At 72.6% G+C, this 17,836-nt stretch carries 4 protein-coding genes; all 4 read right to left on the reverse strand.

The genetic code is table 11. The annotated features are described in order from the left end of the window. Window positions 1–47 precede the first annotated feature (47 nt). Genes J4709_RS04930 through J4709_RS04945 form a run of 4 tightly spaced genes read right to left on the reverse strand, consistent with a single transcriptional unit; the run spans window position 48 to window position 17,676 of the window. Complete coding sequence (locus J4709_RS04930; protein WP_208237399.1) at window positions 48–1,157, reverse strand: acyl-CoA dehydrogenase family protein; 1,110 nt, start codon at window positions 1,155–1,157, stop codon at window positions 48–50. After that, complete coding sequence (locus J4709_RS04935; RefSeq protein WP_208237401.1) at window positions 1,150–1,434, reverse strand: acyl carrier protein; 285 nt, start codon at window positions 1,432–1,434, stop codon at window positions 1,150–1,152. The genes J4709_RS04930 and J4709_RS04935 overlap by 8 nt, the downstream gene beginning before the upstream one ends. Beyond that, entirely contained in the window at window positions 1,431–2,294 is an 864-nt protein-coding gene (locus J4709_RS04940; RefSeq protein WP_208237403.1) for a 3-hydroxyacyl-CoA dehydrogenase family protein, read from the reverse strand. The genes J4709_RS04935 and J4709_RS04940 overlap by 4 nt, the downstream gene beginning before the upstream one ends. Beyond that, window positions 2,284–17,676, reverse strand: coding sequence for a type I polyketide synthase (locus J4709_RS04945; protein WP_208237409.1), 15,393 nt, complete (start codon window positions 17,674–17,676; stop codon window positions 2,284–2,286). The genes J4709_RS04940 and J4709_RS04945 overlap by 11 nt, the downstream gene beginning before the upstream one ends. Between the last annotated feature and the right edge of the window lie 160 nt (window positions 17,677–17,836).

Genomic DNA, 17,836 nt, shown 5'->3' on the forward strand with positions numbered 1-17,836 from the left:
TCCCCAATGCGGATTTCAGGATTCCGGCACGGCGGAAACGGGCCGGTTCAGTCGACGCCGGCCAGGGCGTGGTCGGCGAGGATCAGCCGGCAGATCTCGTTGCTGCCCTCGATGATCTCCATGAGCTTCGCGTCCCGGTACGCGCGGGCGGCGGTGTGGCCGTCCTCGGCGCCCGCCGACGCCAGCAGCTGGACGGCGGTCGCGGCGCTGCGCGCGGCGTGGCCCGCGCTGACGTGCTTGGCCAGCACCGCCTCGATGACCAGGTCGGGCGAGCCGGACTCCCAGGCCCGGCTGGCGTGCTCGCAGACCCGCGTCGAGACCTGCTCGGCCACCAGCAGGTCGGCCAGCTGCCCGGCGACGAGCTGGTGGCCGGCGAGCGGCCGGCCGGACTGCCTGCGGTGCTTGGTGTGGCCGGTCGCGCTCTCCAGGCAGGCCCGGATGATCCCGACGCAGCCCCACGCGACCGACATCCGCCCGTACGTCAGCGCCGTCGTGAACAGCATCGACAGCGGCTGCCCGCCGCCGCCCAGCACGGACGACGCGGGCAGCCGCACGCCCTCCAACCGGACGTTGGCGTGCCCGCCCGCACGGCACCCCAGCGGCGCCGCGATCGGCTCCACGTGGACGCCGGGGGCGTCGGCCGGGACCACGACGGCGGCGGCGCCGTCGCCGTGCCGGCCGAGGACGACCAGCAGGTCGGCGTAGCGGGCGCCGGTCACCCACTTCTTGCGGCCGTCGACGACCACCCCGCCACCGTCCGGGCTGATCCGGGTCCGCATCGCCGACAGGTCGCTGCCCGCCTCGGGCTCGCTGAAGGCGACCGCCGCCAGCCGCCCGCCGGTCAGGTCGGCGAGCAGGCGGCGGCGCTGCTCGCGGTCGCCGAACCGCCGCACCGTCCAGGCCGCGATGCCCTGCGAGGTCATGATGCTGCGCAGCGAGCTGCACAGGCCGCCGACGTAGGCGGTGAGCTCGCCGTTGTCGAGGCTTCCCGCACCGAGGCCGCCGAACGCCGCGGGGACCTCCGCGCACAGGATCCCCTTGGCGCCGAGCTTCTGCAGCAGTTCGACCGGCAGCTCGCCGGCCAGGTCCCAGGCGGCCGGGCGGTCGCCGACGAGCTCTCCGACGAACGCCCGCTCATCGGCCAGCGCGTCAGCCATCGCGGGCCGCGCTCAGCCGCAGCACCAGGGCGGTCATCGCCTGGACGGTCCGGAAGTTGTCGAGCTTCAGCTCCGGGCCGATGATCGCGATGTCGTAGGCCTCCTCCAGGTGCACCACCAGCTGCATGGCGAACATCGAGGAGACCAGCCCGGAGCCGAACAGGTCCTGGTCCACCGCGACCGAGGTCTTGATGCGCTCGGCCAGGAAGGCCAGCAGCGCCTCCTCCACGGCCTGCGCGGAGATCGGTGCCGCCTCGGCGGCCTGCTCGGCGGTCATGAGATCACGCTCCCGTAGTCGTAGAACCCCCGGCCGGACTTGCGGCCGAGGTCGCCGTCGCGCACCTTCCGCAGCATCAGCGCGGACGGCCGGCAGCTCTCCTCCCCGGTCCGCGCGTAGAGCACGTTGAGCGAGTCGACCAGGTTGTCGATGCCGATCAGGTCCGCGGTGCGCAGCGGCCCCGTCGCGTGCCCGAGGCAGCCCTCCAGCAGCCCGTCGACCGTCTCGGCGGACGCGACGCCCTCCTCGACGAGCCGGGCCGCACTGTTGATCAGCGGGTGCAGCACCCGGTTGATGACGAAGCCGGGCGAGTCGTTCACCACCAGCCCGTCGCGTCCGAGGAAGGCCAGCAGGGCCGTCACCGACTCCATCGTCCGCTCGCCGGTGCGCGGACCCTTGATGATCTCCACCATCGTGATGAGGTACGCCGGATTCATGAAGTGAACGCCGACGAGGTCGTCCGGCCGGGCCATGGCCTCGGCCATCTCGTCGATCGGGATGCAGGAGGTGTTGGAGATGACGGTCGTGCCGGGGCGGACGGTGCCCGACACCTCGGCCAGCACTTTCGTCTTGGTCTCCGGTACCTCGGTCACCGCCTCGATGACGACCGTGGCGTCCGCGACGTCCGGCAGCGCCGTGGTGGTCGTCAGCTCGCCCTGCGGGCGGTCCGGAAGCGCGCCCATGAGCCGGGCGTGCCGCAGCTTCTGGCGGATCGTCGTGCGCGCCTCGGCCAGCAGGGCGTCGTCGAGGTCGACCAGGACGACGGGGGCGCCGTGCCCCAGGGCCAGCGTCGCGATGTTCGTGCCCATGACCCCGCCGCCCAGGACGGCGATGCGGTAATCGGCCTGATCAGTTTCCATCGGGTCTCCTTGGCAGCTGGTCGAGCCATGCGTCGACGGCCCGCACGGTCGTCGCGGCGTGTTCTCCCATCATGGTGAAATGGTCTCCGGGCACATCGACGACGGTGAGGCTGCTCGCGAACGACCAGGAATGTCTCCGCGGTGCGCCGGCCCCGTCCGGGCCGGCCGTCGTCTCCTCGGCCCGGACCAGCAGTGTCGGTAGGGAAGTCTCCTGCATCGCACCGCCCCAGTCCAGTGCGAAGTAATGCGCCATCGCCGTGAGCCAGGCGTCGTCACCGGCCTCTTCCCGCTGCCCGATATCAGCCAGCACCCTGCCGTTCACGAGTTCTTCGAGCGCGGTGTTCATAGCCAGACCGCCCGGCGTTCCCGGGGTGCCGAGCGAATAGGTGTCCAAGAGGACCACCCCCGCCGGAACGGCCCCGCTTCCGGCCAGGTGAGCGGCCATGACGTGCGCTATGAGGCCCCCGGTCGAGTGCCCGGCCAGCACGAACGGCCCACCGTTCACGGATCTGCAGATATTGGCGACGTGCACGGCGACGAGTGCGTCGATGGAAGCGGCCAATGGTTCGCCGGCCACGAATCCCGGCGCCGGCAGGACGGACACCTCGCGGCGCCCGCCGAATGCGCCGGCGAACCGCGCGTATTCCCGTACTCCCGATCTGCCGACAAAGGAAGGGAAACAAATGAGGCCAGGCTCGGCCGATCCCCGCGCTACCGGCAAGGGGTACGGGACGTTCTTCAGTTCGGATCGAGTCGAAAATACCGGACGGAACGCGGCGAGGCCAACGATCAGCCGCAGCGCCTCCTCCGTTCTGCCGGTTCTGGCCGCCTGTTCGTACAGTGCGGCCACCGGCATTTCGGTTCTCACCGCTACGGGGCCGCTGGCGGCCACGTAGCGGCTGCGATCCGGCCGGTCGGCCCCTTCGGCTCGGCTCGATAGGCGGTCCCCCAGGGACTCCGCCAGCCGGGCCGGGGTGGGGTGGTCGAACACGGCCGTGCCGGGAAGGCGCAGACCGGTCGCGTCGGCCAGGCGGTTGCGCAGGATCACCGCGGTCATCGAGTCGAACCCCTGGCCGAGGAAGCCCGCCTCCGGGTCGACGCCGTCCGGTGAGTCGTGCCCGAGCACGAGGGCCGCCTCGCGCCGCACCAGGTCGAGCAGCAGCCGCGCCCGCTCGTCCGGGCCGGATCGGGCCAGCCGTTCGCGTAGCGGCGGGCCCGCGTCACCGGCCACCGCGGCTCGCGGACGGGCGGGCGGGCCGGCCAGGCTGTGCAGCAGCGGGGGCAGCGACCCGGTCCGCGCCGTCGAGCGCAGGAACTCCGGGTCGAGCCGCGCCGCCACCAGCAACGCCTCGTCCCCGGCCACTGCGCGGTCCAGCAGCGCCAAGCCGTCCTCCGCCGTCAGCGCGGTCATCCCGGTGCCCGCCAGGCGGGTGCTCGCCGCGGCGTCGTCCCCGTTCGGGCGGCGGGTCATGGTGCTTGGATCGGCCCACAGGCCCCACTGGACCGAGGTGGCGGGCAGGCCGGCCGCGCGCCGGCGGGCGGCAAGCGCGTCCAGGAACGCGTTCGCCGCCGCATACCCGCCCTGGCCGGTGCTGCCGACCGAGGCCGCGATCGAGGAGAACAGCACGAACGCCCGCAGGTCCAGGTCCCGGGTCAGCTCGTGAAGGTGCCACGCCCCGTACGCCTTCGGCCGGAGCACCGCCTCGACCCGCGCCGGGGTGAGCGCGCTGATCACGCCGTCATCGAGTACCCCGGCCGCGTGGATCACGCCGCTCAGCGGGACGTCCCCCGGGATGCCGGCGATGAGGCCGGCGAGCGCCGCCCGGTCGGCGGCATCGCAGGCGGCCACCTGGAGGTCGCAGCCGCGGCCGGCGATGTCCGCGGCCAGAACGGCGACGCCCGGCGCGGCCGGCCCCGATCGGCCCGCCAGCACCAGCCGGCTCACCTGCGTGGACGTCAGATGCCGCGCCACCAGGCCGCCCAGCGTCCCGGTCCCACCCGTGATCAGTACGGTCCCGTGGCCGTACCGATCTGCGTCGGCGTCGGCGGCGCGCACGGGCGGGCGCGTCAGACGGCGCCCGAGGACGGCGCCGTCGCGGATCGCCACCTCGGGTTCGGCGCTGTCCAAGGCCGCCGCCAGCGCACCCGCGAGATCGTGCGGCGCAGCGCCGTCGGGCAGGTCGACCAGCAGCAGTCGGCCTGGGTTCTCCGACTGCGCGGACCTCACCAGGCCCCACGCGGCCGCGGCGGCCATGTCCGCCACGCTCTCTCCGACACGTGCCGCGATGGCGCCGCGAGTCACCACGATCAGCCGGGACTCCGCAGGCCGGTCGCGCCGCAACCATTCCTGCACCGCTGCCAGGACATCGCTCACCGAGCGGCCGACGTCGCCCGTTTCGTTCGCGGCGGCCTGTCCGGCGCAGACGAGGACAGCGTCGGCGGTGTCCGGCATGGACTCAAAGTCGGGGAAGGTCCGCACGTCCGCGCCGGACGCCGCCAGTTCCGGCACCAGGCCGAACGGGTCGGGCCCCGCCACCGCCCATCGGTGTGTTCCTTGCCCACGTCCGTCTGAGACCGGGGTCCATTCCAGGCCGAACAGCGCGTCCTGTGGTCCGAGCCGGGCCGCCGTCAGACGTTCCGCCGTGACCGGCCGCAGCACCAGCGACCCGACCGACGCCACGGGCGAACCCGTGCCGTCGGCGGCGGTGAGGGACAGCCGATCGTCGTCGTCCCAGGTCAGCCGGACCCGCAGCACCGAAGCCCCCGACCTGTGCAGCGACACCCCGCGCCACGCGAACGGGATCCCCAGCCCGGGGCCCTCGGCGCTCGCAGGCGTGTCGGGCATCGCCAGGCGGGGGGTGTGCAGCGCCGCATCGAGAAGCGCCGGGTGCAGGACGAACCCGGCCGGGTCCTCGGTGGACGGCAGAGCGATCTCGGCGAAGATCTCCGCACCGCGCCGCCAGCCCGCCCGCAGGCCGTGGAACGCGGGCCCGTACCGGTACCCGTCCTCGGCCATCCGCTCGTAGAAGCCGTCCACCGGCACCGGGACGGCCCCCTCGGGAGGCCAGGCCCGCAGGTCCGCGGTCTCGGCGGTGTCGTGCCGCGCTCTGTCCGGGGCGAGCAGGCCGCCGGCATGGCGGATCCACGGGGTGCCCGCGGCCGCGCCGGCGGGCCTGGCGTGCACCTCGACGGCGCGGCGCCCGTCCTCCTCCGGGCTCCCGACCCTGACCTGGAGCCGGACCGCGCCGTCGGCGGCCAGCACCAGCGGCGCCTCCTGCACCAGCTCCTCGACGTGCCCGCATCCGACCTGGTCGCCGGCCCTGATCGCCAGTTCCACGAAGGCGGTGCCCGGCACCAGCACCGACCCCGCCACGACGTGGTCGGCCAGCCACGGCTGATCCCGTGCCGACAGGCGGCCGGTGAAGATCAGTCCGTCGCCCTCGGGCAGCTCGACCATCGCGCTCAGCAGCGGGTGCCCGGCGGCGGCCAGCCCTGCCGAGGCGACGTCCCCCGCCGGCCGGGCGGGACGCGGCCAGTACCGCTCGTGCTGGAAGGCGTACGTGGGCAGGTCCGTCCGTCGGCCACCGCCCAGGACCCGCGGCCAGTCGACCGCCGCGCCGCGCACATGGGCCTCGGCGAGCGCGTCGAGCACCGTCGTCCGTGCGGGCCTGTCGGGACGCAGCAGCGGAAGGAACGCGGCGTTGGCACCGGCGGGCAGAGCCGCGGGCCCGAGCGCCGACAGCATCCCGTCCGGACCGATCTCCAGGAAGACGGTCACGCCCTGGGCCGCCAGCGTCGCGACCGCGTCGCCGAACCGAACGGGTCGCCGCGCTTGCGCAGGCCAGTACCCGGGACCGGGCTCGGTCACCGGCTCGCCGGTCAGCGCCCCTGCCCATGCCAGCCGCGGCGCCTCGTATGACAACCCCTCCGCGACCTCGCGCAGGTCCGCCAGCACCGGATCCATCCGCGCCGAATGGAACGCATGGCTCACGCGCAGGCGCCGTGTCCGCCGCCCGCGCTGCCGCCACTCCTCTGCGACCCGCGTGACCGCGTCCTCGTCACCGGAGATCACGAGCGCTTCCGGTCCGTTCACTGCTGCGATGCCGACTCCCGCCCGCCCCTCCAGAGCGGCGGTCATCTCCTCTTCTCCGGCGGCCACCGCCACCATTGCTCCGCCGCCCGGCAACGCCTCCATCAACCGGCCTCGGGCGGCCACCAGCCGGCAGGCGTCCGGCAGCGACAGCACCCCGGCCACGTGGGCCGCCGCGATCTCCCCGACTGAATGCCCGGCCACCGCGTCCCGCCCGACTCCGCACGCTTCCAGCAACCGCGCCAGCGCCACCTCCATCGCGAAGAGGCTCGCCTGTGCGAACACCGTCCGATGCGCCAGCTCGGCCAGCTCGCTGGTTGGGCGGGCCAGCACCACCTCGGCGACGGGCAGACTCAGCTCCGCCTCCAGGGCGGCGCTCACCTGGTCGAACGCTTCGGCGAAGGCGGGGCTGGCCGCGTACAGGTCCCGGCCCATCCCGGCCCGTTGCGCGCCCTGGCCAGCGAAAACGAACCCGATCCGTCCGCCGGAGGACGCCGAGCCTGCCGCGACGCCGGACGCCGACTGCCCGGACGCCACCGCCGACAGTCCGGCCAGCAGACCGTCGTGGTCCGAGCCCGTCACCACCGCCCTGTGCTGGAACGACGACCTGGTGGTCACCAGCGACCATCCGACATCGCCGGGGTCCACGTCCGGGCAGGCGGAGACGAACTCGGCCAACCGCGCGGCCTGCGCTTTCAGCCCGGCCTTCGAATGCCCCGACACGGCCCAGGCCAGCGGCGGCGGAATCAGCGGCGCCGACTCGCGGTCAGGGGGTCTCCGCCCGGGCTCATCGGTGGGCGGGGCCTCCTGCAGGATGGCGTGGGCGTTGGTGCCGCCGACTCCGAAGGCCGACACTCCTGCGCGCCGTGGTCGTCCGTCGGCGGGCCAGGGGATGGGCGAGGTCAGCAGGGACACTGCCCCGGACGACCAGTCGACGTGCGGAGATGGTTCGTCCACGTGCAACGTCCGCGGCAGTTCCTGATGCTGCAGCGCCAGCACCATCTTGATGACACCAGCCACGCCTGCGGCGCACTGGGCGTGCCCGATGTTCGATTTCACCGAGCCGAGCCAAAGCGGGTTGTCTTCAGGACGGTCCTGCCCGTAGGTGGCCAGCACGGCCTGGGCTTCGATCGGGTCGCCCAGCGTGGTGCCGGTTCCGTGCGCTTCCACCACGTCGACGTCGCCGGCTGAGAGTCCCGCATTCGCCAAGGCGGATCGGATCACTCGCTGCTGCGACGGGCCGTTCGGAGCCGTGAGCCCGTTCGAAGCGCCGTCCTGGTTGACCGCACTGCCCGCCACCAGCGCTAACACCTGATGTCCGTGGCGCCGGGCATCCGACAGCCGCTCGACCACCAGCACACCGACGCCCTCAGCCCACCCGGTGCCGTCCGCCGCGCCGGCGAACGACTTGCACCGACCATCGGCCGCCAACCCCTGCTGCTTGGCGAACTCCGTGAACGCTCCGGGTGTCGCCATCACCGCGACACCACCGGCCAGCGCTAGCGAGCACTCGCCCGACCGCAGCGCCTGACAGGCCAGATGCAACGCCACCAGCGACGACGAACACGCCGTGTCCACTGTGACCGCAGGCCCCTCCAATCCGAACGCGTACGACACCCGCCCGGAGATCACGGCGGTCGCGTTCCCGGTGAGCAGATAGCCTTCGGAGCCCTCCGCCACGTCCTGGCCGACGCCGTATCCGGAGAACGCCGCCCCGGCGAACACTCCGGTCTTCGAGCCGCGCAGCGAGCGCGGGAGGATGCCCGCCCGCTCCAGCGCCTCCCACGATGACTCCAGGAACAGGCGCTGCTGCGGGTCCATGGCGAGGGCCTCGCGCGGGCTGATGCCGAAGAACCCCGCGTCGAACTCCGCCGCGTCGCGGACGAACCCGCCCAGCCGCGCGTACGACGCCTCGGGTCCGACATCCCAGCCTCGATCGGGCGGGAACGCCGAGATCGCGTCGGTGCCCGCCGCCAGAAGGTCCCACAGCCCCTCCGGGTCACGGACCCCGCCTGGATAGCGGCAGCTCATCGCCACGATCGCGATCGGATCTCCGTCCGTCGGCGCCGCTACGGCCGTGGGTTGCGCTGGGGCCTCGGGTCGCGCGCCCAGCAACTCGTCCCGGACGAGCGTCGCGACCGCGCGCGGAGTCGGGTGGTCGAAGACGAGGGTGGCGGGCAGGCGCAGCCCGGTCGCGGTGTTCAGCCTGTTCCGCAGCTCGACGGCGATGACGGAGTCGCAGCCCAGATCGCGGAAGACCCGGTCCTCTTCCACGGCGCCCGGGGAGGGATGGCCAAGGACGGCGGCGGCCTCGGCACGGACCAGGCCGACCAGCACCCGGTCCTGCTCCACGGGCGGCAGCCCGGTCAGCCGCCGGAGCAGATCGGCCCCTTCGGAGTCATCGGCCCCGGTTCCCTCGGCCGCCGCGGCGTGCAACACCTGAGCCACCTCGGGCAGCCCGGCGATCAGCGGGCTGGGCCTGCGCAGCGTGAAGACCGGCGCGAACCGCGCCCAGTCCACGTCGGCAACCGTGATCGCGCCCTCGCCCGCGTCCACCACCTGCGCCAGCGCTGCGACGGCCAGGTCCGGATCCATGACGCGCAGCCCGACACGCTGGAGCCGCGCGCCGGCGTCCCCTTCGCCCATGCCGCCGCCGCCCCACAGACCCCAGGCCACCGACGCGGCGGCCCGGCCTTCGGCCCGCCGCTTTTCAGCCAGAGCGTCCAGGTACGCGTTCGCCGCCGCGTAGGCCGGTTGCAGCGCACTCCCCCACGTCGCCGAGACCGACGAGAACAAGACGAAGACGTCCAGGTCGAGGTCGCCGGTCAGCTCGTCCAGATGGGCGGCGCCGGCCGTCTTGACGGCCAGGACCCGCGCCAGTTCCTCGGTCGTGCCGTCCTGCAACGCGGTGCCCTGCCCGACCCCGGCCGCATGAAGCACCGCGGTCAGCGGTGGTCCGCTGCGGGCGATGCCGTCCAGCAGCCCCGCGGTCTCCGCGCGCCGGGCCAGATCGGCGGCGACCACGTCCACGGTGGTCCCCGACTCCGCCAGGTCCGCGGCCAGCGCGGCCGCTCCCCGCGCGGCCGGGCCGGACCGGGTGGCCAGGACGACCCGGGGCGCGCCCCGCCCGGCCAGCCAGCGCGCCACCCGGCCCCCGATCGCCCCCGTACCGCCGGTGACCAGCGCGGTTCCCTTCGGCGTCCAGAGCGTCCCGGCGCGTGGCCGGGGCGCTCGTCCCAGCCTGCGTCCCATGATTCCGGCCGGGCGGACCGTCACCTGGTCCTCGCCGCACCCGGCCAGCACGCCGCAAAGCCGCGCGGCGGTCGCCTCGTCCAGCCCGGAGGGCAGATCGATCAAGCCGCCCCACCGTTCCGGGCACTCCAGCGCGGCGGCGCGTCCAAGGCCCCAGACCTGCGCCTGCCTCGGACTGGTCGGTGCCTCGCCAGGCACAGCGACCGCACCGCGTGTCAGCACCCACAGCGGCGCCTCGATCCCCGCGTCGCCTAGGGCTTGCACCAGCGCCTGCGTCCCCGCCAGCCCTGCCGTGACCACCGGGAAGTCCGGCACCGGTGTCTCGTCCAAGGCGAGCAACGAGAGCACGCCCGACACCGGCGCGCCTACGGTCTTCATCGCTTGGGCAAGCTGCTCGGCCAGCTGCCGCCGGTCCACCTCACCGCCGGTCTCGACCATCACGATTCGAGCGCCGTATGCAGCCAAGGATTCTCGTAACGGCTCGTCTTCCGCCGCTCCGCCAGACGTCACCACCAGCCAGTTTCCTGTCAGCGACCGCGCGGACGGTTCTGGGACGGGAAGCCAGGAGACCTCGTAGCGCCAGGAGGCGATGGCGGATTCCGGCGCTGCCGATGCGGGCGGCGCGGGCCAGAAGCGACGACGCTGAAAGGCGTAGGTCGGAAGCTCGATCTGACGCCCGGGAGGCAGGACCGTCGTCCAATCCACGCTTGCTCCGGACACGTGGGCCTCGGCCAAGGAGAGCAGCAGACGGGCCGGGCCCCCGTCGTCGCGGCGCAGCGTTCCGAGTGCCTTGATGCCGGACGGGCCGTCGCTTGGCGTGTCCTCCAGCGTCTCGGTGATCGCGGCGGTCAGCACCGGATGCGGCGAGACCTCGACGAAGACTCGGTGCCCAGCTTCGCCTAAGACGCGGACTGCACGATCGAACTCGACGGTCGCGCGCAGGCTCGCGTACCAGTAGGACGCGTCGAGTTCAGGCCCGTTGAGGAACTCGCCGGTCATCGCCGAGACCATGGGTATCTGCGCCTGTGACGGTGTGACGCCCTCCAGGACGTCCAAGATGTCCTGCTCGATGGCCTCCACCTGGGCGCTGTGCGAGGCATAGTCCACCGGCAACAACCGCGTCCGCACATCCTCCTGCGAACAGGTGGCGGCCAACTCCTTCAGGGCGTCCGGAGCACCCGACACCACCGTCGCCGCAGGCCCGTTCACCGCCGCTATCGACAGCCGCTCACCCCACGCCGACAACCGCTCCCCCACCAGCTCTGCCGGTTCAGCGACCGACAGCATGCCGCCACGACCGGCAAGAACGGTCAGCGCCTTACTTCGCAGCGCCACCACCCGCGCGGCATCCTCCAGGGCCAAGATCCCCGCCACGCAGGCAGCCGCGATCTCGCCCTGTGAATGCCCGACCACCGCATCCGGCCGAACCCCGGCCGCCTCCCACACCGCCGCCAGCGACACCATCACCGCCCACAACACCGGCTGGACGACATCGGCGGTCTCCAGACCAGGCGCGCCGTTCGCACCGAACAGCACGTCCTGCAGCGACCAATCAACGAACGGCGCCAAGGCCGCCCCGCACTCGGCCAACCGCGCCGCGAACACCGGAGACGACGCCGCCAAGTCCCGGCCCATCCCCACCCACTGCGAACCCTGACCAGGGAAAACGAACACCACCCGGCCGGCGCCGCCCACCGGAACCGCGCCGGTCACGACCTCGGCCGCAGCGCGTCGCTCCGCCACCGCCGACAGTCCCTCCAGCAGTTCCTCCCGCTCGTCGCCGATGACGACGGCGCGGTGCTCGAACGCAGACCGTGTGGTGACCAGCGACCAGGCCACGTCCGACGCCTGCGCGTCCGGCCGCGCCCGCAGGTGCGTCAGCAACCGCTCGGCCTGGGCCGCCAGCCCGCCGGTGGTGCGTCCCGAGACCGCCCAGGCCAGGCTCCTTTCGCCGGGCATACCGGTCAGGACGGGAAGGGACTGCGGCGGATCGTCGCCAGCAGGGTCGGGGACGGACGGCGGAGACGGGGGTTCTTGCAGGATGACGTGTGCGTTGGTGCCGCTGATGCCGAAGGCGGAGATGCCTGCGCGACGAGGGTGGGCGACGGTGGGCCAGGGGACGGTCTCGGTCAGGAGGCGGACGCGACCGGCGGACCAGTCGACGTGCGGGGTCGGTTCGTCGGCGTGGAGGGTGCGGGGAAGGGTCCGGTGCTGGAGCGCCAGGACGGTTTTGATCACCCCGGCCACCCCTGCGGCCTGCTGGGTGTGGCCGATGTTCGACTTGAGCGAGCCGAGCCAGAGCGGACGGTCTTCGGGACGGTCCTGCCCGTAGGCGGCCAGGAGCGCCTGCGCCTCGATCGGGTCGCCGAGCGTGGTCCCGGTGCCATGGGCTTCCACCATGTCCACCTGGTCGGCCGAAAGGCGGGCGTTGGCCAGTGCCGCCCGGATGACGCGCTGCTGGGACGGGCCGTTGGGGGCGGTCAGCCCGTTGGAGGCGCCGTCCTGGTTGATCGCGCTGCCGACCAGCACGGCGAGGACCGGGTGCCCGTTGCGGTGCGCGTCGGAGAGCCGTTCGAGCAGCAGGACGCCGGCGCCTTCGGCGAGGCCCATCCCGTCGGCCGAGGCGGAGAACGCCTTGCACCGTCCGTCGGCCGCGAGCGCTCCCTGCCGGGAGAATCCGACGAACTCTTCGGGCGCGGCCATGACCATCACGCCTCCGGCCAGCGCGAGGGAACACTCGCCGGACCGCAGCGATTGGCCCGCCAGATGCAGGGCGACCAGGGACGACGAGCACGCGGTGTCCAGGCTGACCGCGGGACCTTCGAGTCCGAGCGTGTACGACACCCGGCCGGAGATCACGCTCGGGACGTTCCCGGTGATCAGGTGCCCTTCGGAGCCGTCCAGCCCGGCGCCGTACCCGGACGGGGGTGCGCCCGCGAAAACGCCCGTCGAGGACCCTTTCAGCGAGTGCGGGTCGATGCCCGCGCGCTCCAGCGCCTCCCACGACACCTCCAGCAGGAGCCGCTGTTGCGGGTCCATCGCGAGGGCCTCGCGGGGGCTGATGCCGAAGAACGCGGCGTCGAAGTCGGCCGCTCCTGTCACGAACCCGCCGCGGCCCGCGTGCGGCGACTCTGGACGGCCGGGGTCGGCGCTGTACAGTCCCGCGATGTCCCAACCGCGGTCCGCCGGGAATCCCGAGATCGCGTCGTCGCCGGCGATCAGCAGCTCCCACAGCCGCTCGGGGCCGTCCACCCCGCCGGGGAGCCGGCAGCCCATCCCGACGATCGCGATCGGTTCCGCGGGGTCGACCGCGCCGGCCGGGACCGGAGTGGTCTCCTGCGGGGCGCCGAGGAGTTGCGCGACGATCCGCCGAGCAAGCGCCACAGCGGACGGGTGGTCGAACACGACCGTGGACGGCAGCCGTAATCCGGTCGCCGCGTTCAGCCTGTTCCGCAGCTCCACAGCGGTCAGCGAGTCGAAACCCATGTCACGGAAGGCGCGGGCCGCGTCCACCGCCTGCATGGAGTCGTGCCCCAGCACGGCCGCCGCGTGCTGCCGGACCAGGTCCGCCGCCGTCCGCTCCCGCTCGGCCTGCGGCAGCGCCCGCAGGCGGGCCGCGAGTTCACCTTCGGGTTCCTCCGCCTGCGCGGGGCCGGCCGCCGCCGGTCGGGCCACCTCGGGAATCTCGTCCAGCAGCGGCGCGGGACGGGCGGCGCTGAAGACGGGTGCGAACCTGGTCCAGTCGACGTCGGCGACGGCGACGAACGTCTCGTCGTCCGCCAGCGCTTGGCCGAGCGTCGCGAGCGCTCGGTCCGGGGCGAGGAAGCGCATGCCCTGCCGTTGCAGCCAGCGGACCATCGGCGGCAGGTCGGCTTCATCCTCGGGCGCGTCCCACGTCTGCCACACGCCCCAGGCCACCGACGTTGCCGGGAGCCCGCGGGCGCGGCGGGCGAGCGCGAGAGCGTCGAGATGGGCGTTCGCGGCCGCGTACGCGCCGTGCTCGGCGCCGCCCCAGGTCGCGGCGATCGAGGAGAACAGCACGAAGTCGTCGAGGTCCCGGTCGGCGGTCAGCTCGTCCAGCCAGCGGGCACCGGCGGCCTTGGCGCCCAGCGCCTCCGCGAGGTCGGAGGGTTCGGTGCGGTCGAGGGGCATCAGGTGCACCGCGTTGGCCGCGTGCAGCACGGTGCGAAGCGATGGACCGGTGGCCTCGAACCAGTCCAGCAGCCCGGCCACCTGGTCGCGTTCCGCGACATCGCAGGCGATCATGCTGACGCCGGTACCGGCCATGGCCAGCTCCGCCGCCAGCCCGGCGACACCGAAGGCCGCCGGGCCCGTCCGGCTGGGCAGCAGCAGATTCGGCGCGCCGCGCCCGGCCAGCCACCGCACCAGATGCGGGCCGATCGAGCCGGTGGCGCCGGTGACCAGCACGGTGCCGCGCGGCGTCCAGCCGGGGACGCCGTCGTCCCGCGCGGCCGCCCGGACCAGTCGGCGCGCCCACAGACCCAACGGCCTGACCGCGACCTGGTCCTCGCCGCATCCCGCCAGCACCTCGCACAACCGGGCGGCGGCCTGCTCGTCCAGGGCCTCCGGCAGGTCGATCAGGCCGCCCCATCGGTCCGCGTGCTCCAGGCCCGCGACCCGCCCCAGCCCCCACACCTGCGCCTGGACGGGACGGGCCGGCGCCTCGTCCGCCACGCCGACGGCCCCGTGCGTCACGGCCCACAGCGGCGCGTCGACCCCGGCATCGCCCAGCGCTTGGACCAGCCGCAGCGTCCCAGCCAGACCTACGGTCACCGCAGGCGACTCGGCCAAGGGCTCCTCGTCGGTGGCCAGCAGTGACACGACTCCCTTGATTCCGGGCGTCACGATGCCTTCTGGTGCCTGGACGGCCTCGGAGATCTGGGTAGCCAGGGCGCTACGAGACGTGCCGGTCGGGATTTCGACGGGGACGACCCGGGCGCCGTGGACGGTCAGGGCATCGGCGCAGGCATCGGTGAACTGCTGGCCGGCCGTTCCGGCAGGGACGGCCAGGAGCCACGTTCCGGTCAGCCGGGCCGGACCGGGGGCGCTCAGCGGAGACCACGAGATGCGGTAGCGCCAGCTCTCCAGGAGCGACTCTTCGGAGTCGCGGGTGCCCCACGACGCCACGATCGGCATGATCTCGCCGAGGAGCCGCTGGTCACCGGCCAGCGCGCGGAGCATTTCTTGGACGTCCGCACCCGCGGTGGTCACCGCCAGAGCGAGCGCCTGGAGACCTTGCAGCCAGTAGCGCTGGTGCTGGAAGGCGTACGTGGGGAGTTCGACCTTCTGCCCGGCGGGCAGCACGCTCGTCCAGTCCACCGACGCGCCCTGCACATGTGCCTCGGCCAGCGACGACACCAAACGGTCGGCTCCGCCGTCATCACGCCGCAACGTCCCGATGGCCACGGTCGGACCTTCGGCCCCCGAAGCCTCCAACGTGTCGATGATCGCCGACACCAGCACCGGATGCGGCGAGACCTCCACGAACACCCGATGCCCGGCCTCACCCAGAACCCGAACCGCCCGATCGAACTCCACCGTCGCGCGCAGGCTCGCGTACCAATACGACGCATCAAGCTCGGGACCGTCCAGGAACTCGCCGGTCATCGCCGACACCATCGGCACCCGCGCCCGACCAGGGACGATCCCGTCCAGCGCAGCCAGAATCTCCCGCTCGATCGTCTCCACTTGGGCACTGTGTGAGGCGTAGTCCACCGGCAGCAGACGAGTGCGCACCGCCTCCGCTTCGCACGCGACCGCCAGTTCCTGCAGCGCAGCGGGCTCTCCCGACACCACCGTCGCCGCCGGACCGTTCACCGCCGCCACCGACAACCGCCCGCCGAATCCCGCCAACCGTTCCCGTACGCGCGAAGCCGACTCGGCGACCGACAGCATCCCGCCACGACCGGCCAGAGCGGTCAGCGCTTTGCTCCGCAGCGCCACCACCTTGGCGGCATCGTCCAGCGACAGGATCCCGGCAACGCAGGCAGCCGCGATCTCGCCTTGGCTGTGCCCGACCAGCGCATCCGGGCGCACACCCACCGCTTCCCACACCGCCGCGAGCGACACCATCACCGCCCATAAGGCCGGCTGGACGACGTCGGCCGTGTCCAGACCGGGCGCACCATCGGCACCGGCGAGCACGTCCCGCAGTGACCAATCCACGTAAGGCACCAATGCCTCCGCGCACTCGGCCAACCGCGCCGCGAACACCGGAGACGACGCCGCCAGCTCACGGCCCATCCCCACCCACTGCGACCCTTGACCAGGAAAAACGAGCACCGCTCGACCCGCGCCGCCACCCGTCGGAACGGCTCCCGTCACCACCCGGGGAGAAGGTTGGCCGGACGCGACCGCCGCAAGCCCCGCCACCAGTTCGTCCCGCACACCGCCCACCACCACGGCCCGGTGCTCGAACACCGACCGCGTCGCAGCCAGCGACCAACCCACATCCACGGCACCCAACCCAGGCCGCGCCACCACGAACTCTCGCAACCGCCCCGCCTGCGCAGCCAAGCCACCAGCGGTACGCCCTGACACCAACCACACCGGAGACGCACCGGTCAGCACTGGTACCGGGCGGTCGATGACTTCGGCATGACCGGAAGGTTCATCGCCCTCGGCCATGCCGAAATCGACGTCCTGACCACCCTCTTCGTCTTCAGTAGCCGCTGAACTGGCCTCTTCGACGATCAAATGGACATTGGTTCCGCTCACCCCGAACGCCGATACGCCCATGCGACGCAGTCGGTTCTCGTCGATGGGCCACGGATGGGCATCCCGCACCAGTTCCACGCGGCCGGATGACCAATCGACCTCGGGCGTCGGCTCGTCCACGTGCAATGTCGCGGGTAACTCCTCATGCGTCAGGCACAGGACCGCCTTGATCACCCCGGCCACACCGGCGGCGCACTGCGCGTGGCCGATGTTCGACTTCACCGACCCGATCCGTAACGGCGCGGACCGACCCTGCCCATAGGTCGCCAGCAATGCCTGGGCCTCGATCGGATCGCCTAATCTCGTGCCGGTTCCGTGTGCTTCAACGGCGTCCACATCGGTGACCGACAAACGTGCGGCCGCTAATGCCGCGCGGATCACCCGTTGCTGCGAGGGTCCGTTCGGGGCGGTGAGGCCATTCGACGCGCCGTCCTGATTGATCGCAGAGCCCACGATGACGCCCAGCACCCGGTGCCCCAGGCGGCGGGCGATCGATAAGCGCTCCAGGACCAGGACGCCGGCGCCTTCGCCCCACCCGATCCCGTCCGCACCGCCCGCGAAAGCCTTGCACCGGCCATCCGACGCCAACCCGTCCTGCCGATCGAACTCCGCATACGCACCCGGCGTCACCATCACCGCCACACCACCGGCGAGCGCCATCGAACACTCCCCCGCACGCAGCGCCCCACACGCCAAATGCAACGCCACCAGCGACGACGAACACGCCGTGTCCACCGTCACCGCAGGGCCTTCCAGACCCAGCACGTACGAGACCCGGCCGGAGACGACGGCCGCCGAGTTGCCGGTGATGAGGTATCCCTGCGCCCCAGCGCCGCCGGCCAAGCTCGCGTCGTATCCGGACGAGGAGGCCCCCACGAAGACCCCGGTCGGCGAGCCCCGCAACGTCGAGGGGTCGGTTCCGGAATGCTCGATCGCCTCCCACGCCACTTCAAGGAACATCCGCTGCTGCGGGTCCATCGCAAGGGCCTCACGCGGGCTGATCCCGAAGAAGTCCGCGTCGAATCCGCCGACGTCCCGGACGAATCCGCCCTGCTGGGCGTAGGAGGATCCGCCCGTCCAGCCCCGGTCGCCGGGGAATTCGCTGATCGCGTCCGTTCCGGCGGCCAGCAGGTCCCAGAACCGATCGGGTCCGTCCGCCCCGCCGGGGAAACGGCAGCCCATCCCGACGATGGCGATCGGCTCGCGTTCGACCGCCTCCATTTTCGCCAGCCGCTCGCGCGTGTCGTAGAGGTCGGCCGTCACTTTCTTCAGATACTCGAGGAGCTTCTTATCATCCGCCATCAGAACTTCCTCTGATCGAGTGGACAATGCGGAGGCGAGCATCTGCTCAGGACATGCCGAACCCCACGTCGGGGCGGGAACCGCCGACGTGGGGAATGATTAGGGAATCAAGGCAAGCGACGCTGTGCGGCGAATCCTTGACCGGAGTATCCAGGAGACC

Source organism: Actinomadura violacea (assembly GCF_017573465.1).
GTDB classification, from domain to species: domain Bacteria; phylum Actinomycetota; class Actinomycetes; order Streptosporangiales; family Streptosporangiaceae; genus Spirillospora; species Spirillospora violacea.

Excerpts from the sequence above, each read along its gene's own strand:
- J4709_RS04930 (WP_208237399.1), bottom strand. The coding sequence starts at position 1,157 with ATGGCTGACGCGCTGGCCGATGAGCGGGCGTTCGTCGGAGAGCTCGTC.
- J4709_RS04935 (WP_208237401.1), bottom strand. The coding sequence starts at position 1,434 with ATGACCGCCGAGCAGGCCGCCGAGGCGGCACCGATCTCCGCGCAGGCC.
- J4709_RS04940 (WP_208237403.1), bottom strand. The coding sequence starts at position 2,294 with ATGGAAACTGATCAGGCCGATTACCGCATCGCCGTCCTGGGCGGCGGG.
- J4709_RS04945 (WP_208237409.1), bottom strand. The coding sequence starts at position 17,676 with ATGGCGGATGATAAGAAGCTCCTCGAGTATCTGAAGAAAGTGACGGCC.